26 protein-coding genes and 1 pseudogene are annotated in these 20242 nt (G+C 43.2%); 15 read left to right on the forward strand and 12 right to left on the reverse strand.

From position 1 onward, the window contains the following. Positions 1-93 precede the first annotated feature (93 nt). Positions 94-1887 carry a DNA helicase RecQ gene (gene recQ, locus ACQP6D_RS07930; RefSeq protein WP_427857869.1) on the reverse strand — a complete coding sequence of 598 codons (1794 nt, stop codon included), beginning with the start codon at positions 1885-1887 and terminating at the stop codon, positions 94-96. 93 nt (positions 1888-1980) lie between these two features. Here recQ and ACQP6D_RS07935 point away from each other — a divergent pair, with 93 nt between their 5' ends. The 15 genes from ACQP6D_RS07935 to ACQP6D_RS08005 all read left to right on the forward strand — a co-directional run bounded on the left by ACQP6D_RS07935 (position 1981) and on the right by ACQP6D_RS08005 (position 14217). Then, positions 1981-2418 carry a surface-adhesin E family protein gene (locus ACQP6D_RS07935; RefSeq protein ID WP_100141176.1) on the forward strand — a complete coding sequence of 146 codons (438 nt, stop codon included), beginning with the start codon at positions 1981-1983 and terminating at the stop codon, positions 2416-2418. A gap of 25 nt (positions 2419-2443) precedes the next feature. Then, entirely contained in the window at positions 2444-2767 is a 324-nt protein-coding gene (locus tag ACQP6D_RS07940) for a hypothetical protein (RefSeq protein WP_100141177.1), read from the forward strand. A 129-nt stretch (positions 2768-2896) separates the two neighbouring features. Then, positions 2897-4807, forward strand: a complete 1911-nt coding sequence (gene mnmG, locus ACQP6D_RS07945; protein WP_427857870.1) for a tRNA uridine-5-carboxymethylaminomethyl(34) synthesis enzyme MnmG — start codon at positions 2897-2899, stop codon at positions 4805-4807. After that, positions 4804-5439, forward strand: coding sequence for a 16S rRNA (guanine(527)-N(7))-methyltransferase RsmG (rsmG, locus tag ACQP6D_RS07950; protein WP_100141179.1), 636 nt, complete (start codon positions 4804-4806; stop codon positions 5437-5439). Before mnmG ends, rsmG begins: the two co-directional genes overlap by 4 nt. Continuing rightward, positions 5436-6215 (forward strand): ParA family protein, encoded by a 780-nt coding sequence (locus ACQP6D_RS07955; protein WP_427857872.1) that lies wholly within the window; start codon positions 5436-5438, stop codon positions 6213-6215. The genes rsmG and ACQP6D_RS07955 overlap by 4 nt, the downstream gene beginning before the upstream one ends. 70 nt (positions 6216-6285) lie before the next feature. Continuing rightward, positions 6286-7140 (forward strand): ParB/RepB/Spo0J family partition protein, encoded by an 855-nt coding sequence (locus ACQP6D_RS07960; RefSeq protein WP_427857873.1) that lies wholly within the window; start codon positions 6286-6288, stop codon positions 7138-7140. A 194-nt stretch (positions 7141-7334) separates the two neighbouring features. Then, a complete protein-coding gene (locus ACQP6D_RS07965; RefSeq protein ID WP_427857874.1) occupies positions 7335-7679 on the forward strand; it encodes an ATP synthase subunit I in 345 nt (114 codons plus the stop codon). Further along, the gene (atpB, locus tag ACQP6D_RS07970) at positions 7676-8536 is read left to right on the forward strand and encodes a F0F1 ATP synthase subunit A (RefSeq protein ID WP_427857875.1); all 861 of its coding nucleotides are present in this window, start codon (positions 7676-7678) and stop codon (positions 8534-8536) included. Before ACQP6D_RS07965 ends, atpB begins: the two co-directional genes overlap by 4 nt. Before the next feature lie 52 nt (positions 8537-8588). After that, the gene (gene atpE, locus ACQP6D_RS07975) at positions 8589-8819 is read left to right on the forward strand and encodes a F0F1 ATP synthase subunit C (RefSeq protein ID WP_427857876.1); all 231 of its coding nucleotides are present in this window, start codon (positions 8589-8591) and stop codon (positions 8817-8819) included. Positions 8820-8883: 64 nt separating this feature from the next. Next, positions 8884-9354: a F0F1 ATP synthase subunit B gene (locus ACQP6D_RS07980; protein ID WP_025331626.1), complete on the forward strand. Its 471-nt coding sequence runs from the start codon at positions 8884-8886 to the stop codon at positions 9352-9354. Between the two features lie 4 nt (positions 9355-9358). Further along, positions 9359-9895, forward strand: coding sequence for a F0F1 ATP synthase subunit delta (locus ACQP6D_RS07985; RefSeq protein WP_427857877.1), 537 nt, complete (start codon positions 9359-9361; stop codon positions 9893-9895). A gap of 10 nt (positions 9896-9905) precedes the next feature. Beyond that, positions 9906-11453, forward strand: a complete 1548-nt coding sequence (gene atpA, locus ACQP6D_RS07990) for a F0F1 ATP synthase subunit alpha (protein WP_100151587.1) — start codon at positions 9906-9908, stop codon at positions 11451-11453. 24 nt (positions 11454-11477) lie between these two features. After that, entirely contained in the window at positions 11478-12353 is an 876-nt protein-coding gene (gene atpG, locus ACQP6D_RS07995) for a F0F1 ATP synthase subunit gamma (protein ID WP_427857878.1), read from the forward strand. 33 nt (positions 12354-12386) lie between these two features. Beyond that, positions 12387-13784, forward strand: a complete 1398-nt coding sequence (gene atpD, locus ACQP6D_RS08000) for a F0F1 ATP synthase subunit beta (RefSeq protein ID WP_100100496.1) — start codon at positions 12387-12389, stop codon at positions 13782-13784. Positions 13785-13794: 10 nt separating this feature from the next. Further along, positions 13795-14217, forward strand: a complete 423-nt coding sequence (locus ACQP6D_RS08005) for a F0F1 ATP synthase subunit epsilon (RefSeq protein ID WP_427857879.1) — start codon at positions 13795-13797, stop codon at positions 14215-14217. 432 nt (positions 14218-14649) lie between these two features. On the opposite strand, the gene ACQP6D_RS08010 is transcribed toward ACQP6D_RS08005, so the two are convergent. The 11 genes and pseudogenes from ACQP6D_RS08010 to ACQP6D_RS08060 form a co-directional block, all read right to left on the reverse strand. Further along, a complete protein-coding gene (locus tag ACQP6D_RS08010; protein WP_427857880.1) occupies positions 14650-15393 on the reverse strand; it encodes an SDR family oxidoreductase in 744 nt (247 codons plus the stop codon). A gap of 180 nt (positions 15394-15573) precedes the next feature. Then, positions 15574-15900 carry a carboxymuconolactone decarboxylase family protein gene (locus ACQP6D_RS08015; protein WP_267408579.1) on the reverse strand — a complete coding sequence of 109 codons (327 nt, stop codon included), beginning with the start codon at positions 15898-15900 and terminating at the stop codon, positions 15574-15576. Between the two features lie 24 nt (positions 15901-15924). Further along, positions 15925-16323: a cupin domain-containing protein gene (locus ACQP6D_RS08020; RefSeq protein WP_427857881.1), complete on the reverse strand. Its 399-nt coding sequence runs from the start codon at positions 16321-16323 to the stop codon at positions 15925-15927. A gap of 184 nt (positions 16324-16507) precedes the next feature. After that, positions 16508-16744, reverse strand: coding sequence for an RHS domain-containing protein (locus tag ACQP6D_RS08025; protein WP_427857882.1), 237 nt, complete (start codon positions 16742-16744; stop codon positions 16508-16510). A 287-nt stretch (positions 16745-17031) separates the two neighbouring features. Then, a complete protein-coding gene (locus ACQP6D_RS08030; protein WP_427857883.1) occupies positions 17032-17496 on the reverse strand; it encodes a hypothetical protein in 465 nt (154 codons plus the stop codon). Next, positions 17489-18151 carry an RHS repeat domain-containing protein gene (locus ACQP6D_RS08035; protein ID WP_427857884.1) on the reverse strand — a complete coding sequence of 221 codons (663 nt, stop codon included), beginning with the start codon at positions 18149-18151 and terminating at the stop codon, positions 17489-17491. Before ACQP6D_RS08035 ends, ACQP6D_RS08030 begins: the two co-directional genes overlap by 8 nt. 169 nt (positions 18152-18320) lie before the next feature. Further along, positions 18321-18788 carry a hypothetical protein gene (locus ACQP6D_RS08040; RefSeq protein ID WP_427857885.1) on the reverse strand — a complete coding sequence of 156 codons (468 nt, stop codon included), beginning with the start codon at positions 18786-18788 and terminating at the stop codon, positions 18321-18323. Further along, positions 18789-19475: an RHS repeat domain-containing protein gene (locus tag ACQP6D_RS08045; protein WP_427857886.1), complete on the reverse strand. Its 687-nt coding sequence runs from the start codon at positions 19473-19475 to the stop codon at positions 18789-18791. Further along, on the reverse strand, positions 19426-19710 hold the full coding sequence (locus ACQP6D_RS08050) for a hypothetical protein (RefSeq protein WP_427857887.1): 285 nt from the start codon (positions 19708-19710) through the stop codon (positions 19426-19428). The genes ACQP6D_RS08045 and ACQP6D_RS08050 overlap by 50 nt, the downstream gene beginning before the upstream one ends. Before the next feature lie 7 nt (positions 19711-19717). After that, a complete protein-coding gene (locus tag ACQP6D_RS08055) occupies positions 19718-19840 on the reverse strand; it encodes a hypothetical protein (protein ID WP_427857888.1) in 123 nt (40 codons plus the stop codon). 185 nt (positions 19841-20025) lie between these two features. Next, a pseudogene (locus tag ACQP6D_RS08060) lies at positions 20026-20242 on the reverse strand (hypothetical protein); the annotation flags it as partial.

The raw sequence follows: 20242 nt of genomic DNA on the forward strand, positions 1-20242 counted from the left end.
AGATACTAAAGGTAGAATGATGAACGTATGAGAGAAGGTGGATAGTATAAACAGCGATATTTAACCGTGAGTTCGGTGGTACTCATGAATGAACTATATTTGTGCCCATTCGCGACATATGGAAAGTATGTCAGCACCAAAATTCCTGATTTTACTTTCTCCCAGTCCATAAATCTGGTTTAAATCTGCCATTGTTGCCGGAGGATGCCGTACCAGATCCTGCAAGGTGCGGTCAGCAAAAATGGTGTAAGCAGGGACGTTATTTTCACTGGCACGTTCTTTGCGCCAGCGGCGCAGGTTTTGCCACAGACGCTCTTCACGTTCTGTACGCAGCCATGTGTCATTATTACGGCTGCTGCGGATTTTGTCATGCTTAAGTGGACGAAGCCACACCTGTTGTTCATTCTTCAGTACCGCGCGTGCTTGTTCCGTTAACTGTAATGCCTGATTGGCTATATCCACATTTAGGTAACCAGCAGCAACACATTGCCGTACCACCGTACGCCATTCCTTAACAGTCAGTTTATTGCCGATTCCAAAAGTGGATAACTGCTGATGGCCAAAGCGTAAAACCCATTCTGATTCACGCCCACGTAACACATCAATCACATGGCCGGTGGCAAAACGCTGTCCCACTCGATACACACAGGACAGCAGCTTTTGCGCCAATACAGTACCGTCAAAACGAGTTGGTGGGTCAGTACAGTTGTCACAATGGCCGCATGGCTGGCTGTCTTCGCCAAAATAGCGCAATAACAGCTGGCGTCGGCAATCGGCCGTTTCACAGAAAGCCAGCATCGCATCCAGTTTTTGCAAATCAATGAGTTTTTGCGCTTCATCACGCTCAGCCAGCTGAATCCGCTCACGCAGTAATACCCAGTCATTCAGGCCATAACACAGCCAGCTGGTAGCAGGCAGGCCATCACGGCCAGCGCGGCCCGATTCCTGATAAAAATGTTCAATACTGGCTGGCATATCCAAATGGGCGACAAAACGCACATCAGGTTTATCGATACCCATTCCAAAAGCCACTGTCGCCACCACAATAATGCCATCTTCCTGTGTAAAACGGCGTTGGTTGTGGCTGCGGGTCTCCCAGTCCAGTCCGGCATGATAGGGCAGAGCGGTCAGACCGTTTTCTGTCAGAAAAGCAGCAATATCTTCCACTCGCTTGCGCGAGAGACAGTAAACAATGCCATTTTCCCCCGGCATCTGGCTGCGGATAAACTGTAATAGCTGTTTTTTGCCATTGTTTTTTTCCACAACCTGATAATCAATGTTGGGACGATTAAAGCTGGAAACAAAAAGGCGTGCATCATTTAAAGCCAGATAATGCTGAATATCAGCACGGGTAGCGCTGTCTGCGGTAGCCGTTAGCGCAATCCGTGGTACAAAGGCAAACTCATCTGCTAGTATTGCCAGCTGCTGATACTCGGGGCGGAAATCATGTCCCCACTGACTCACACAATGTGCCTCATCAATAGCAAACAGACTGATAGGCGTTTGGTGTAGAAACTGTAAAAAGCGTGGCATAACCAGCCGTTCCGGTGCTACATACAATAATTTCAGGTGTTCAGAAGCAATATCATCGGCAATACGCCGTATCTCTTCGCCACTTGTACCACCGTGAACACAAGCAGCTGCAATTCCATTTACATTCAAAGCTGTGACTTGATCCTGCATTAGTGCAATCAGCGGTGACACAACGATGGCCACACCATCGCGCATTAAGGCTGGAATTTGATAACATAAAGACTTACCTGCGCCGGTAGGCATTAATACCAGTGCATGATGGCCACTGGCCACCGTGTCGATGATTTCAGCCTGTTGCCCGCGAAATTCGGGATAGCCGAAAACATCGTGTAGAATTTGCACGGCATGAGTCACAAAACACCTGTTACACTGAATCTGAAACGGGTATTGTACTGCAACTTACCTCTATTTCCGACAGCCAACCAATTGCTGTTATAAGGAATCAGCATGAAAATCATTAGTATCCGTCACCTAACAGCCAGTATGGCTATATCTACTATTTTGGCTGCCTGTACCACCACCAACGTGCCCAAAGCCAGCGGCAGCTGGATTGAGCTGGGTGTATCAGCCAGCGGTAATATTCAATATGCACTGGATAGCGGCAGCATTAAACGTCAGGGTAATATGGTAACCTTTCGTGACCGTAAAACCGTTATCGACCCGAAACAGCAGTATTACAGCAACACACCAGCCTATAAAACCGCATTGAGCACTACTCAGATAGACTGCAGCCGCAAATTGTTCCGCGTGCTTGATGTCGAATTGCTGGATGCGCATGGTGAGCTGATTCGTCAGGATCATTTTGGCGAAACCGATCTGCGTCCGATGGGTATCACCAGTGGTTCTGCTGCCGAGCAGCAATATCAGCACGTATGTAGCCATTAATTTTGCTAATAGAAAGTAATCAGGCATGAAAGCAAAATACAGCTTATGGATAATTTTAGGTTTGGCCGTATCGGCATGGGCAGAATCTCCAGCAGATGTAGAATTGCTCAGCGCACAGAAAGCCTATCAGGCCGCATTGTCTGGGCAAAGTGCCAGCCAGAGCCGTGCCTTACAGCTGCAAACCCAGTTGCAGTCAGCACAGCTACAGTTGAAGAATGCACAGGATAATGTTACCCGCTTGCAAAGTGATTTTAATCAGGCCGATGTGCAGCGGCAGCAAGCTGATGCAGCATTGCAGGCCGCCGGTGCCAGACTGGATGCGGCTTGGCAGGCTGTGCACAGCCGTTAAATCAATGCACCGTGCAGGCAACTACTGGAAGTAAAATCCGTTTATCAATTTATCGGCCTGACAAACAGCTGCAGCTCGCGTAAAATAATACACTTTTGCTTAAGCGTTGTTCCGTGAAAAAACAACGTTATGGAATCAACTGTTGTCAAAATGAACTATCCGATTGAATACGATGTGATTGTGGTTGGTGGCGGCCATGCAGGTACAGAAGCCGCTCTGGCTGCTGCGCGCATGGGTGCAAGCACATTATTACTGACTCACAATATCGAAACGCTGGGACAAATGTCTTGTAATCCGTCTATCGGCGGCATAGGCAAAGGCCATCTGGTGCGTGAGCTGGATGCACTGGGTGGCGCAATGGCATTGGCAGCAGATAAGAGCGGGATTCAGTTCAGACGTCTGAATGCATCAAAAGGGCCGGCAGTACGTGCAACACGGGCGCAGGCTGATCGCATTCTATATAAAGCGGCCATCCGTTCCATGCTGGAAAACCAGCCTAACCTGCAATTATTTCAGCAGCAAGTAGAAGATATTATTGTTGAAAACGGCCGAGCCGTTGGCGTTATGACCTCTATGGGAGTTTCCTTTCGCAGCCGCGCTATTGTGTTGACTGCGGGTACATTTTTGGCCGGAAAAATTCACATCGGATTAGAAAATTATGCTGGTGGCCGTGCCGGAGACCCCGCAGCACAACACTTATCTGGATGTCTCAGAGATTTGAATTTACCGCAGGGACGATTGAAAACCGGTACACCGCCGCGGATAGACGGGCGCAGCATTGATTTCAGTCAATTGCAGGAACAGCCAGGAGACAATCCTGCTCCAGTATTTTCTGTACGTGGCAACCTTGCTATGCACCCACAACAGATATCTTGCTGGATTACCCATACTAATAGCGCAACCCACGACATTATTCGCAGCGGTTTTGACCGTAGCCCGATGTTCACCGGCAAAATTGAAGGCGTCGGCCCGCGTTACTGTCCGTCTATTGAAGATAAAATCAATCGCTTTGCAGACAAAGACAGTCACCAAATTTTTCTGGAACCGGAAGGGCTAACTACACACGAATATTACCCTAATGGTATTTCCACCAGCCTGCCGTTTGATATCCAACTGCAACTGGTTCATTCCATGCCCGGTTTGCAGAATGCCCATGTCTTACGTCCTGGTTACGCCATTGAATACGACTATTTTGACCCTCGTAACCTTAAGTCAAGTCTTGAAACCAAAACTGTTTCCGGCCTATTTTTTGCTGGACAAATCAACGGGACAACTGGTTATGAAGAAGCTGCTGCACAAGGGTTACTTGCCGGTGCTAATGCCGTATTGTATACCCGAGAAACTGAACCCCTATTATTGCAACGTGATCAGGCTTATTTAGGCGTACTCGTTGACGATCTCATTACTAAAGGCGTTACCGAACCTTATCGCATGTTTACTAGCCGTGCTGAATACCGCCTACAACTGCGTGAAGACAACGCCGATATGCGGCTTACCGAGCTGGGGCGCAGCGTAGGATTGGTGAATGATGAACAGTGGCAAATATTTCAGCACAAGCAGGAAGCTGTCGCACGCGAACTCCAACGCCTGAGCCATGTCTGGTATACACCACTTAATCTGCCGATAGCTGAGCAACAACGCGTACTCGGTCAGCCTTTAAGCAAAGAATCCAGCCTGCTGGACATGTTGCGCCGGCCAAACGTTTGCTATGCTGACTTAATGACTCTGCCCAATGCACAACAGGAAATACTGAATAGTGATGCGGCAGAACAAGTGGAAATTCAGGCAAAATATCAGGGTTATATTGAACGACAAAACGAAGAAATCAGCCATCGCCAGAATCTGGAAAAAATGAAACTGCCAGATAGCATCGATTACTCATTGGTAAAAGGCCTTTCCGCCGAAGTACAACAAAAATTAAATCAGTATCGTCCCGAAACTGTAGGACAGGCGTCCCGTATTTCCGGTATCACACCGGCAGCGGTTGCTTTACTGATGGTTCACCTAAAACGGGGCTTTGAGGGAGCAAAAACAGCATGAGCGACATGAAAACTATGCTGCAACAAGGTTTGCAGCAAATGAATATCAACCTGACCGTACCACAGCAATTACAACTGCTTGCTTTTGTAGAACTATTAAAAAAATGGAACAGCACTTACAACCTCACCGCGTTGCGTAATGATCAGGATGTTATTAGTCATCATATCCTCGATAGCCTGACGCTACTGCCCTATGTGGAAAAAGCCCGTGGTCTGATAGATGTTGGCAGCGGCGGTGGTATGCCAGGCATCCCTGTAGCTATCTCCCGTCCGGATTTGCCTGTTGCTTTGCTGGATGCCAACAGCAAAAAAACCTCATTTCTGCAACAGGCAGTAATCGAACTGGGCTTAACTAACGTACAAGTGATTACCGCTCGCGTAGAAGCCATGGTGGGTGAACAGTTTGATGTAATCACTAGCCGTGCGTTTGCCGAATTAAACGATTTTGTCACCATTACCAAACAACTAATGGCAAAAGGTGGATATTGGGCGGCTATGAAAGGCGTGTATCCGTATGAGGAAATCGAACGTTTGCCTGAAAATGTTGAGCTGGTACGTGTGGACAAACTCAGTGTCCCCCATCTGGATGCAGAACGTCACATGGTGATTGTCCGCAAGAAAGAGCATGCATGAGTGCACATATTATTGCCGTAGCCAATCAGAAGGGTGGTGTGGGGAAAACTACCACCGTTGTTAATCTGGCAGCCTCACTGGTGGAAAAAAAGTCCACAGTATTGATTGTTGACCTCGACCCGCAGGGTAATGCCACAACTGGCAGCGGCATCAATAAAGGCAACGTCACCAACGGCGTCTATGCCGTATTGTTGGGTAATGAAGATATAAACAACGCCATAATTACTGCACAACATGGCGGCTTTGATGTTCTGCCTGCAAATAGAGCTCTGGCTGGTGCTGAAGTCGAGCTGGTACAAGAGCTGGCACGAGAAATGCGTTTGAAAAATGCGCTGGCGCAGGTGGCCGATAAATACGATTACATCATTGTTGATTGCCCGCCCACATTAACCCTATTAACCATCAACGGATTAGTAGCTGCACGTCACATCATAGTACCAATGGTATGCGAATATTATGCACTGGAAGGGATTTCCGATCTTATTGCTACCGTGCGTAAAATCCGTCAGGCCATCAACCCTCAGCTCGAAATACTGGGTATTGTTCGCACATTATATGACCCACGCAGCCTACTGGCCAAACAGGTGGATGAACAGTTAATGACTCATTTTCCTGATCAGCTGTTCAGTACCCCTATCCCGCGTAATATCCGATTGGCCGAAGCTCCCAGTCATGGCATGCCTGCATTGCAGTACGACCCGCGAGCCACAGGTACCAAAGCATATCTCGCGCTGGCTGACGAAATTTTGCAGCGCACAGCCACTAAACAGACATAGAATTATTCATTTTCATGGTAATAACATCAGCACAACAATAAGTGTCAACCAATAAATTAAAGAGCGATACATGGTTAAAGCAAAAGGTTTGGGTGCAGGGCTAGACGCCCTACTTGGTTCCGGCAGTGATATCACCGGTGGCGACCGTTTAACCAAAGTCGCAATTAGCGATATTATTCCCGGACGTTATCAACCACGTACTCAAATTGATGACGAATCATTGCAAGAGCTGGCTGAATCCATACGCGCGCAAGGTGTCATTCAGCCAGTGATTGTACGGGAAATGGGACTGCAGCAATATGAGCTGATTGCCGGTGAACGCCGCTGGCGAGCTGCCCGTCTAGCCGAACTGGCGGAAATTCCAGTAGTCGTCAAAAGCATTTCTGACGAAGCAGCACTGGCAATGGGACTCATTGAAAACATTCAGCGCGAAAATCTCAATCCGATTGAAGAAGCACAAGGCCTGAAGCGACTGGTAGATGAATTTGGACTCACTCATGAAACAGTGGCCAAAGCTGTAGGACGCAGCCGCAGCAGTATTTCCAATAGTCTGCGCTTACTCAATCTGCCGCAACCAGTACAAGACTTAATGTACAGCCGGCAGTTAGAAATGGGTCATGCCCGTGCTTTATTGACTTTACCTGTTATCCAGCAGATTGATCTGGCTCAGAAAGCAGCCCAGAATGGCTGGTCAGTGCGCGAAGTGGAGCGCCGTTGCCAGCAAGCACAGGCCAAACCAGAAACCGCCACTCCCCATCCGGCTGAAAAAAGCAGCGAAGTTCAATCGATTGAGGCTGCACTGGAACAATGTTTTGGCGTACCCGTGAAAGTACAAAGCCGCAACCAGCGCAGTGGGCGTATCATCTTACAGTTTGATAATCCCGAAACTTTGAGTCATATATTACAAAAAATGGGACTGGAATAAATCCTGCAATTACAGATTAACTGTGGCAAAACTGTTTAATTCAGTTATCAAATTTGGCAATATTAAAGAAATATATAGAAAAATTAATAAATTAGTTAAAATTTATTTAACAAAATTTCACAAAATCACTTGACGATATAGTATTAGTTGATTATATTAGGACAGCTTACCGCAGTGTTTTTTAAGGTAACAGAATGAAGTGGATCATGTTCTGGCAAACAGTCATGTTGTTTGCCGCAATTTGTGTGTCCGCATGGTTATGGAAATATTCTGCTATCTGGTCGGCAGTATTGGGTGGACTGAGTTACCTGATACCTACCTTACTGGCGTTGATAACCATAATCGCTGCAAAAAAATTACCGGCGCTATTGCCGGCAACACTATTAATGGCCGAAATCAGCAAAATTTTCATGAGTTGTCTAATGATGTTGCTGGTTTATGTGTGCTATTCCGCTGTTAACTGGTTTGCTTTCCTGACTGGGCTTATATTAGTCAGTCAGGCTGGATTGTTCACATTTAGAAAAAGATTGTTACTATGAGCGGCACAGAGATGACTCCGGGCGAATATATTAGCCATCACTTAATCAATTACACTCAGAAATCACCAGATTACCAGACCAATATGGTTGATTTTTCCTTTCTGAATCTGGATACCCTATTTTTTTCCATACTGACTGGCATCATCGCCTCAGCTATTCTATTTGTAGCTGCTCGTCGTATGAGAGTAGGTGTGCCTACCCGTTTTCAAGCCGCTGTAGAACTCTTAATTGAATTTGTTGGCGGTATCTGCAAAGATATGGTTCACAATGAGAAATCCAGAAAAACCATTGCTCCTTTGGGCTTAACTGTATTCATGTGGATTCTGTTCATGAATATTATGGATCTGCTACCTGTAGATTTATTGCCTTGGGCATGGCAGCATGCTACGGGTGACCATCATGCGTTTCTCCGCGTCGTTCCCACGGCTGATCTGAACACCACCATGGCTATGGCGATATCAGTTTTGTTTCTGTGTATTGTTTATAATATCAAAATCAAAGGATTGGGTGGCTGGATACACGAATTATTCAGTGCACCTTTTGGTAACAAAGTCTGGTTATTCATCCCTAATTTTCTGATAAACGTTATCGAATTTTTTTCCAAAACTCTATCTCACGGTATGCGACTGTTTGGTAATATGTATGCCGGTGAAATTTTGTTTATGGTGATCGCCCTGATGGGCGGCGCTTGGGGTATGTCCGGTGCTGCTGGTGTAAGCGATGTAGTTTTATTTATTCTCCAGATTATTGCAGGTCTGGCTTGGGCCATATTCCACATTTTGGTCATTGCCTTACAGGCATATCTCTTTATGGTGCTGACCTTCGTATATTTGGGTCAGGCTCATGATTCCCATTAAGGGTAATTTATTTATTGTAGTATTCTTTTCTTTTATTTAAGGAGTGAAGTAAATGGGTGGTTTAATCGCTATCGCTTGTGGTTTGATGATTGGTATTTCTGCCATGGGTGCATCTATCGGTATCGGTATGCTGGGCGCAAAATACATGGAATCTTCTGCCCGTCAGCCGGAATTAATGAACTCATTGCTGATTAAATTCTTCATTATCATGGGTATGATTGATGCTGCGTTCATTATTTCTTTGGGCATTTCATTCATGTACTACCTCAAAATTGGCGGCTGATAAACTTAGATTTGCTGGTTGTTAACTGTATTAATTAATAAACACAAATTCTAAAGGTTTAATCGTGAATATCAACGCAACCCTAATTGCACAAGTACTTGTTTTTGTCATGTTTGTGCTATTTACGATGAAATTCGTATGGCCACCCATCGTCAAAGTACTTGATGCCCGTGCCGACAAAATTGCCGAAGGTTTGGCAGCTGCCGAACGTGGAAAAAACGATTTTGCTCAGGCGGAAAAACGTGTTGCTGATATCTTGGCCGAGGGTCGCAGTCAGGTCTCCGAAATGGTGGCCAATGCGGAAAAGCGTGCCGCGCAGATTGTTGAGGATGCCAAAACACAGGCATCCGAAGAAGCTGCCCGTATCATGGCTCAGGCAAAAGCTGATGTAGAGCAGGAAGCTAACCGAGCCCGTGAAGCGCTGCGGCAGCAGGTAGCAGATTTGGTTGTAAAAGGTGCCGAATCTATCCTGCGCAGTGAAGTTAATCCTTCACGTCACGCTGATTTACTGGCGAACCTGAAACAGGAGCTGTAATCCCATGGCTGAGTTCGCAACCATAGCCAGACCTTATGCCAAGGCATTGTTTAGTCTGGCGCAAGAACAGAATCAGATTGAGTCTTGGTTGGACGAACTGAAAACACTGGCTGAAATCATACTGCAACCGAAAGTGCAGTTACTAATAGATGAGCCGGAATGCGAATACACTGAAAAGGCAAAAGAAATCCTGTCTTTAGTGGATTTTACGCCCGCAGAAGATTTGAAAAACTTCATTTTTGTGCTGGCGCAGAACAAACGCTTAACAGTTTTGCCAGAAATTTATACGTTATTCCAAGACTATACTTTGTCCCTTAACGACATAAAAGAAGCCACCGTATATACAGCCTACCCTATTGATAAAGCGCAGTTTGCACAAGTAGTAGTGGATCTGGAAGCCCATTTCAACACACGGTTGAAAGCGCATCAGGTGGTTGCCCCAGAATTAATTGGTGGCATAAAAGTAGAAGTTGGTGACCGAGTATTGGATTTGTCGGTGCAGGGTAGATTAAACAGCCTGCATACGGCATTGATGAATTAGGAGAGTTTTCATGCAGCTTAATCCTGCTGAAATTAGCGATTTGATTAAAGCTAAAATCGCAAACCTGAACGTAGATACAGAATTACGTACCCGTGGTACCGTAATGTCTGTAACTGACGGGATTGTGCGCGTACATGGCTTGTCAGACGTGATGCAAGGTGAAATGCTCGAGTTTCCCGGCAATACATTTGGTCTCGCCATGAACCTGGAGCGCGATTCTGTAGGTGCCGTGATTCTGGGCGAATCCGAACACATTAAAGAAGGTGACGAAGTTACCTGTACTGGTCGCATTCTGGAAGTGCCAGTAGGCCGTGAGCTGGTAGGCCGCGTCGTAGATGCACTGGGTCGCCCCATTGATGGTAAGGGACCGATTAATGCTACACATACTGCTCCGGTAGAAAAAATTGCTCCGGGTGTAATTGCACGTCAATCTGTTGATCAGCCAATGCAAACCGGTCTGAAAGCCATTGATTCAATGGTGCCTATTGGCCGCGGACAGCGTGAATTAATTATCGGTGACCGCCAGACAGGTAAAACAGCCGTGGCTCTGGATGCTATTGTTAACCAGAAAGATACCGGCGTAATCTGTATTTATGTAGCCATCGGCCAGAAAGCTTCTTCCATTGCTAGCGTAGTGCGCAAACTGGAAGAACATGGTGCGATGGATCATACCATTATTGTAGCAGCTACTGCCTCTGAAGCAGCTGCGCTGCAATATATCGCTCCGTATGCTGGTTGTAGTATGGGTGAATTCTTCCGTGATAATGGTGAAGATGCCCTGATTGTCTATGATGACTTGTCCAAACAGGCCGTAGCCTATCGTCAAATTTCCCTGCTATTGCGCCGTCCACCTGGCCGCGAAGCTTATCCGGGTGACGTATTCTATCTGCACTCACGTCTGCTAGAACGTGCTTCCCGTATTAACGCACATGAAGTAGAAGAGCTGACCAAAGGTGCAGTAAAAGGCAAAACCGGTTCATTAACTGCATTGCCAATTATTGAAACACAGGCTGGTGACGTGTCTGCATTTGTACCGACCAATGTAATTTCCATTACTGACGGACAGATATTCCTAGAAACCGACCTGTTTAACTCCGGTATTCGTCCGGCCATTAATGCTGGTATCTCTGTATCCCGCGTAGGTGGAGCTGCTCAGACTAAAGTTATCAAAAAACTGGGTGGTGGTATTCGTCTGGCATTGGCTCAGTATCGAGAACTTGCGGCGTTTTCTCAGTTTGCTTCTGATTTGGACGAAGCAACACGCAAACAGTTGCGTCATGGTGAAGTTGTGACCGAACTGATGAAACAGAAACAGTTCAGCACGTTGAGTACAGGTGAAATGGCACTAACTCTGTGGGCAATCAATAATGGCTCATATGATGATGTTCCTGTGTCCAAGGCATTGAATTTTGAGTCAGAATTTTTGGGCTATGTGCGTACTCAGTGTCCAAATGTATTACAGGACATCGATGCCACCGGTGCATTAAGCGATGACAATGCCAAAGCATTGGACAACGCCATGAAGACCTTCAAATCGTCTTACGGCTATCAGGCGTAAACGTGTCATTGAAAGGAGTCTGAAATGGCAGTAGGAAAAGAGATTCTCACCCGAATTCGCAGTGTTCAAAATACCCAAAAGATCACTAAAGCGATGCAGATGGTGTCAACCTCTAAAATGCGGAAGACTCAGGAACGGATGCGTCAGGCGCGTCCGTATGCCGATAAAATTCGTCTGGTGATGAGCCATCTGGCACAAACCCATTCTAATCACAACGTCCCGCTGTTGCGCAGTAATAATGACAGTAAGCGAGTAGGATTTATTGTTATTACGACTGATAAAGGACTATGTGGTGGTCTGAATGCCAATATCCTTAAAGCATTCTTCAGTAAAGTGCAAAAATGCAATCAGCAGGGGCTTGAGGCCGAAGTTGTATGTCTCGGCAGTAAAGGACTGGCCGCCTGTAACCGAGTGGGTTTGAATGTCATTGCCAGTGCTGTGGGTCTAGGTGATACACCTAGAGTGGCTACATTGCTGGGTCCGTTAACGGAAATTTTTCAGCGTTATGCAGAAGGTAAACTGGATGCCATTTATCTGGTTTATGCCGGCTTTATCAATACCATGCGTCAGGAACCGCGTCTGGAAACACTGCTGCCCATCGGGCAGAATGTTCTGGATCAGGTATCTGAAAGTAAGGAATACAGCTGGGAATATGTATACGAACCCTCGCCACAACAGGTGCTGGAATTTTTAGTCCGCCGTTATTTAGAGTCTGTGGTTTATCAGGCCTTATCTGAAAATATGGCTGCCGAGCAGGCTGCGCGTATGGTAGCAATGAAAGCTGCTACCGATAATGCGAGCAATGCCATTAAAGAATTGCGTCTGGTGTATAACAAATCGCGTCAGGCAGCGATTACCACAGAGTTGTCAGAAATTGTGGCCGGTGCTGCTGCTGTTTAAGCAGTACAGGTCAAATAAACTTAGGATGCGATAATGAGCCAAGGCAAAATCGTACAAATCATTGGTGCGGTAGTGGACGTAGAATTCCCACATGATTCCATACCCAATGTGTATGACGCTCTTAAACTGGTTGATACTGATTTGACTCTTGAAGTTGAACAGTTACTGGGTGATGGTATCGTGCGTACCATCCCTATGGGTACTTCCGATGGTCTGAAACGCGGTATGGCCGTAGTTAATACCGGCGCACCGATTACTGTACCGGTTGGTACTGCTACATTGGGTCGGATTATGGACGTTTTGGGTCATCCGGTGGATGAAGCTGGCGAAATTCAGACCAGTACTACCCGCTCCATTCACCAACAGGCACCGAAATTTGATGAGCTTTCCAGCTCAACTGAATTGCTGGAAACGGGTATCAAGGTGATTGACCTGCTGTGTCCATTTGCCAAAGGCGGTAAAGTTGGCTTGTTTGGTGGTGCCGGCGTTGGTAAAACCGTTAACATGATGGAACTGATTAACAACATTGCCAAAGCACACAGTGGTTTGTCTGTGTTTGCCGGTGTAGGAGAACGTACTCGTGAAGGTAATGACTTCTATCACGAGATGAAAGACTCCAACGTACTGGATAAAGTGGCCATGGTGTATGGTCAGATGAACGAACCACCTGGTAACCGTCTGCGTGTAGCTTTAACTGGTCTGACCATGGCGGAATACTTCCGTGATGAAAAAGATGAAAATGGTAAAGGTCGTGACGTACTGCTGTTCATCGACAACATTTACCGTTACACACTGGCCGGTACCGAAGTATCAGCTTTGCTAGGACGTATGCCGTCTGCTGTGGGTTATCAGCCAACACTGGCTGAAGAAATGGGTCGTCTACAGGAGCGGATTGCTTCTACTAAAACTGGTTCCATTACTTCTATCCAAGCCGTATATGTACCTGCGGATGACCTGACTGACCCATCTCCGGCCACAACATTTGCCCACTTGGATGCAACCGTGGTTTTAAGCCGTGATATTGCTTCTTTAGGTATTTATCCGGCAGTGGATCCGCTGGACTCTACTTCCCGCCAGCTAGACCCCGCTGTAATTGGTCAGGAGCATTATGACGTTGCACGTGGTGTACAGACTACTTTGCAAAAATACAAAGAGTTGAACGATATCATTGCGATTCTGGGTATGGATGAATTGTCTGATGAAGACAAACTGACCGTAAACCGCGCACGTAAAATCCAGCGCTTTTTGTCACAGCCATTCCACGTAGCAGAAGTGTTTACCGGCGCGCCGGGTAAATATGTTTCACTGCGTGATACCATTGCCGGCTTTAAAGCTATTCTGAATGGTGAGTACGATCACCTGCCTGAACAAGCTTTTTACATGGTAGGCAATATTGAAGAAGCTGCTGAAAAAGCGAAAACCCTAAACTAAGGAGCGCTTGATGAGTACCATGCAAGTGGAAGTGGTGAGTAACGAAGAAAACATCTATTCAGGTGAAGCCAGCTTTGTTGTTGTGCCGACTCTGGAAGGTGAGCTAGGTATTTACCCTCGCCATGAACCCATTATGAGCTTGGTGCGTCCTGGTGCTCTTCGTTTGACCGTACCTGACCAGAGAGAAGAAATTCTGGTAGCAGTATCAGGCGGTGTTCTGGAAGTACAGCCGAATAAGCTTACGCTTTTGGCAGATGTGGCCGTTCGCAGTGAAGAAATGGATCAGCAGCGTGCCGAAGAAGCCAAAAAAGCAGCCGAATCCGGTATCCATGAGGCCAAGGATGATGTTTCACTGGCCAAAGCTCATGTAGCTTTAGCTGCGGCGATTGCTCAACTGAAAACTCTGGATTACCTGCGCACTCATCGAAAATAACATTGATTGATATAATCAGATAAATAATCTGATTGTAATAAAAAATGTTTTAAGCCCGAGCATTGCTTGGGCTTTTCTATTACTTAAGTTCAACCATGAGAAAGTATTTCTCAGTATAATGTTTTAAACTTCAAAGCATATGTCATTTATAAATTAATGATAAGAGCTGATACATCAAAAAAAATCATTGAGACCAGTAAACAAATATTTAATTGTAATAAAAATACTATAAACTTTTTAAAAGCTTATTGATATGGTATTGATCTGTAAAATGCACTATTAAATAATAAGTTAAACTAATTCAGTAATTATTGTTGATTTCTGCAGTAACAAATTAAATTGATATACAAAAAGCAAAAGCAAAAGCAAAAGCAAAAGCATAAAGCTTTTGCTTTCGTATTTACTACAAATATTGTATTCCAGATAATTTGATTAAGCTTGTTTAGTTGGATAGATAGTCAGCTCACTAATATTAGTATCTTCGGGCTGCTCAATGGCAAAGTTAACAGCACGAGCAATGGCATCAGGGCTGATGCCAACCTGATTGTATAATTGAGTCATACTTTGCAGCACATTTGCATCAGAAATACTTTGTAACAGCTCTGTGTTGATCGCTGCAGGATACAAAGTAGTAGTACGGATATTGGTTTGTTCAGTGGCACTTTCCTGCCGAATAACTTCCATCAGATTACGTACAGCAAATTTAGTTGCGCCATAAACACCACAGCCCATGAAGCTTTTAAAGCCAGCAATTGAAGAGGTAGTAATGATATGGCCAGATTTCTGTTTCGCGAAAATAGGCATGACCGCAGCAATTCCATTTAGCACACCCTTCAGATTAATATCAATCATATTATTCCAATCGTTTGTCTGAAGAGCACTGATAGGGGAGTTGGGCATAATACCGGCGTTATTAAATATCACATCTACACCCTGAAAATGTTTTTTAGCCAGCTCAACTAATGCATGCATCTCTTCCGGCTGGCGCACATCTGTAACTTGATAAACGGCCTCACCGCCAGACTGAGTAATCTGTTGTTGTAGTTGTTGAAGCTGTAATTCGCGGCGCGCAGCAAGTACGACTTTTGCTCCGTTTTGAGCTAGTAAGCGTGCAGTTGCTGCGCCAATACCTGATGATGCACCGGTTATGATGACTACTTTATTTTGAACAGCCATGTTTTACTCCTTTGATTAGTTCCGTTTAGTGCTCAAACACCGATTGCTGTTTTGTTAAGATTAAATGACAGGTATATAAATATTAGCTGGCAAATTAGCTATAGTGTCTGAGCTTATGTTTGACCAAGGAAAAAATCCAAAATTATCAAACACCTGAATACATTTGAAGTTTAGCGCAAATTACTTTTCATTGTCTTGATAAATTTGCTTGGCTAGATTAAATGCAGACCAGGCCTTCGGCCAGCCCACATAAAAAGACAAATGAGTAATAATTTCAACAATTTCATCTTTAGTGATGCCATTTTGTCTGCCAATATTCAGATGGGCACTTAATTGCTCGAAATTACCGGCACTAATTAATGCTGCAATAGTAATCATGCTGCGCTGATGTGCTGGCAATTGTTGTTCTCGTGACCAAACTTCACCAAATAAAACATCATCATTAAAATGAGCAAACTGAGGTGCAAATTCGCCTAAAAGTTCATGACCTGCTGTCTGTTTTTTCATTGCCGTACTCCTCTAGATTAAAAATTACAGAGCGTTGTAATCGCTGCTTGCTACGGGTTCCAGCCATTCGCTTTGACCTTTGGTAATGGCCACATGACTGAACCAACTATCTTTCGTCGCTCCATGCCAATGTTTGACCCCCGCATGAATAACCACTACATCGCCAGGATTAAGTAATTGTGCCGGTTTGCCTGCTTCTTGATACCAACCCTGACCGGCAGTAGCAAGTAAAATTTGATAGCCATTTAAATGCTTGTGCCAATGGTTGTGGCAGCCGGGCTCGAAAGTAACATTACTAACGTCTACATCGACATCGTCATCAATAGCAGCCAGATTAGCTAAATAGCTCTGACCAATAAAATATTGAGCATAGTTAATATTTTCTTCACCTAGTGGAAAGATTTGTTTAAATGATAAATTCATGGTTTTTATCTTGAAATGTTTTGATGATTAAGTATAAAACTTCAAGTTCACTTTAATTCAAGTATTTTTTATTGAGCAAATATTTTATGGATTAATCACCATTTTTAATCTAAACATATTAGTAGGCGACGACACATTTCAATGTGTTGATGTGCTTCCAATTTCTAAGATGTTTTTATATTGTCTAAGCGTATTTTAATAATTGCGTAGATTTACCCCACAGCTGATAGCTGCATGCCCATACAATATGACCGGTTTCATCAGTGAGTTCTTCCGGGGCGCCGTTGACATCGGTGTGGTAGTACAGCACTTTCTGTTCCGTACCGGTAGTGGTCTCTACTCTGGCTAAGGGTTCATAGCCGCTTTCATCCGTGTAGATATAGACGCTTTTGCTTCTGTCGGTACGGGTTTCCTGAATCATTCTCAGCCCGTCCCACAGGAAGTGGGTACGGTTGCAGGCTTTGCCCGCTCGGTCTATCTGGTGTTTTTCGATACGTACTTTTATTAAGTATTTTTCGGTTAAATTGGTCGTTTGAAATTTATTTCTTTTAGATAATGTATATAATTTTAAGTTACAGTAATATTATGATGTATATATGGTATCTTTATATATAAAGGCAGAATTATTTATCCTACTCTTGTTAAATTTTCTGTTTTAGCTCAAGTTAAATTGAATAATATAGTTTTTTAAATTGGTAACTAATCAATCTATTTGTTTTCATGATTTAATATATCAACGTAAAAAAATGTCTCTTCATAAGAAAATATCATTTGGTTTCTATTAGCGATTAAAAGAATACTTGTTTCGTCACTAGGATAAAAAAAATCATTCCATGACTTTATAAAAATATTTACTGGGACAATTGCACTAGCTTTTTTACTCCAGAAGAAAAACACAAATGATATATCTTTCAATATATTTTCAAAAAAAAGGGAAGATTTTTTTGGATATTCAAAATTTAAATCAACTTTTTTTTTAATAGAACAAAATGATGACTCCATTTTTATTAAATGTTCAAATGGAAATATTATATCCCAAAAGCTACTAGATTCATTTTCATCAAGAAAAATTATCTTCTTTTTTTCTTCAAAAGATAATATGCAATCCTTAGAGTTAAATCTCCAACCAATCGGATATTTTTTTTCATCTATAGTAAAAATTTTATTATTCATAAAATATATGTCCAGTACCACCAGATTTTTTACCTAAACTCCAATCTTTCCATTTTATATGGGGAAGGTCATTATCCGGTGCATTTATTGTGTGTGATTCATTTGGATGATGTTCATAACCTTTTTTATAGGGTTTTCCTGTATAAGTAGGCTGGTAATCTAACTTTCCTTTTGCATCTGTTAATAACTGTTCAGCAGTTAATTTATCTTTTACTCTAAAATTGGATTTGCCTCCTGCTTTGATTTTTTCAGTTGCTATTTTCCATTCTGAGCTACCGCGTTTAATGATAGATAAATTACTTGCTTTACTAACCTCATTTCCTGTCAAACCACATTTGATTAACCCTAAAGAGTCAATCCACATCAACCCATTAGGTGCATACTGATACAAATTAAACCCACCCAGCAACCCAATCGGGTCCGGCTGCGTAAATCTGCCTATATCCGGGTCATAGTACCTGAAAGTATTGTAATGTAAGCCCGTTTCTCTGTCTAAATACTGCCCCTGATACCTTAGGTTCTGTTGTATCTGGCTGTGTTCGATTTCCTGTATCGGTTTGCCCCACAGCTGATAACTGCATGCCCATACAATGTGACCGTCTTCATCAGTGAGTTCTTCCGGGGCTCCATTGACATCGGTGTGGTAGTACAGCACTTTTTGTTTTGTGTTGAGAATTTTTATCGATGCTTACCAAAAACTTGGAAAACTAAATCTATATAGATATTTATTTTATAGAGAAATTTTGGACTTTTTTCTTTTATTAATCTTAGCAGTCTACATTTAGTAGTCGTTTTAAAATTATCGCTACAGTTTATTAATTCAGTTATTTATATGAAATATATTCACATTCTATTTCGTTGAAATCATAATCTATTCGAATTTGAAATGATAAGTTGTTGGGAAAAATTCTTATTTCATCAGAAATTAATTTATCAAAATCATATTCTTCAGCAATCTCATTCATGACAATATATGCTCCACAATACTTCCATTCTGTATCAATCAATAAATAAAAAAACTGATTATTCATTTTCGATTGAATAAAAGCAATGACTTCTTTATAAGAGCAATTATATTTTTTTTTAATCCAAAAAATTTTTTTGCAATTAATTTTGTCAATCAAAATATCAGTTTCTTCTAAACTAAGAAAATTGTTAATAACAACTTCTTTATTTGTAAATTTGCTAATTTTGCTAAAATAACTGTCTTTATATATTTTTCCTTGCGCCTTTCTATATAATTTTTCACGTTTATTATGAAGTAATTGGCGCTTATTTTCAGAAAATTTCATTTACATTTTCCCTTTACTATTACATATATTACTCGATTTCAAATAGTATGCTTTACCTTTTCCATTACGCAATTGAGGTCTTTTATACCTATTATGTATAGGTTCTCCTCTATCATTTATTTCAACCTGTCCTGCTTCCCAGTGCGGTTTACCTGGATGGCTTATATCCATCGTTTGTTCTTGGACAGAAGATATTGTTATTCCACCACCAATTCTTTTGGATGTCATATAACTATATTCTCGTCCTGACTTATTTTTTGATTGGCTAATTGGTTGCTGACTTGTGGGAATACCTACTTGCCTCATAGCATCACGTCGCGCTGCACGCGATGAATTAAAAGGGTTATCTTCGGTACCTATTTGTTTTCCGTTCCAACCCCACGGATCAATCCAAGTCAACCCATTAGGTGCATACTGATACAGATTAAATCCACCCAACAACCCAATCGGATCCGGTTGCGTAAATCTGCCTATATCCGAGTCATAGTAACTGAAAGTATTGTAATATAAGCCCGTTTCTCTGTCTAAATATTGTCCCTGATACCTTAGATTCTGTTGTATCTGGCTGTGTTCGATTTCCTGTATCGGTTTGCCCCACAGCTGATAGCTGCATGCCCATACAATATGACCGTCTTCATCAGTAAGTTCTTCTGGGGCACCATTGACATCGGTGTGGTAGTACAGCACTTTTTGTTCCGTACCGGTGGTTGGCTAAGGGTTCATCGCCGCTCTCATCCGTGTAGATATAGACGCTTTTGCTTCTGTCGGTACGGGTTTCCTGAATCATTCTCAGCCCGTCCCACAGGAAGTGGGTACGGTTGCAGGCTTTGCCCGCTCGGTCTATCTGGTGCTTTTCGATACGTCGGCCTAAGGCATCGTAGACATAGCCGTAGCGTTCGGTACAGTTTAATTTTCGATACAAACTTCGGTCAGGCGGTGTTCGGCATCGTATTGCAGGTTTCCAAATAGGCTTGGTTACGACAGCTTTCGATTAGGCCGGTGCGGTCATAGTGGTAATCGGTCTGTCCTTGCTGAGTATGTTTTTTACTCACCAGTCGGTCGAGGTTGTCGTACTGGTAGCGTCCTTAGCCTGAAGTAGAGGAGGGTTAATAACTATAGTTGTATATAAATTCAAACAGATAATAAATATTTTCTAATCAAAAGCCTAAGCAAAATAATTTAGGCTTCTATATATAATCTCAACTATTATCAATAATTTGTATGTTAATAATAAAACTTAAATATTAAATATTCCGATATATTTAAGTCCGTTATAGTTTTCTTTGTATGGTTTTTTTAGTGTTAATTCACTTGCTTCATACCAAAATAAAGCATTAGCTTTTGTGATACCTAAGCTGTGACATTTATCTATAATTTCTTGTCTGCAATCTAATCCAGGCGATATTAACTTATCAATCAGTTTTCCTATATCAACCTCTTTTTTCAAGGGTTCA

Origin of the sequence: Snodgrassella sp. CS2 (genome assembly GCF_050310315.1) — a bacterium.
Taxonomy (GTDB): Bacteria; Pseudomonadota; Gammaproteobacteria; order Burkholderiales; family Neisseriaceae; genus Snodgrassella; species Snodgrassella alvi_E.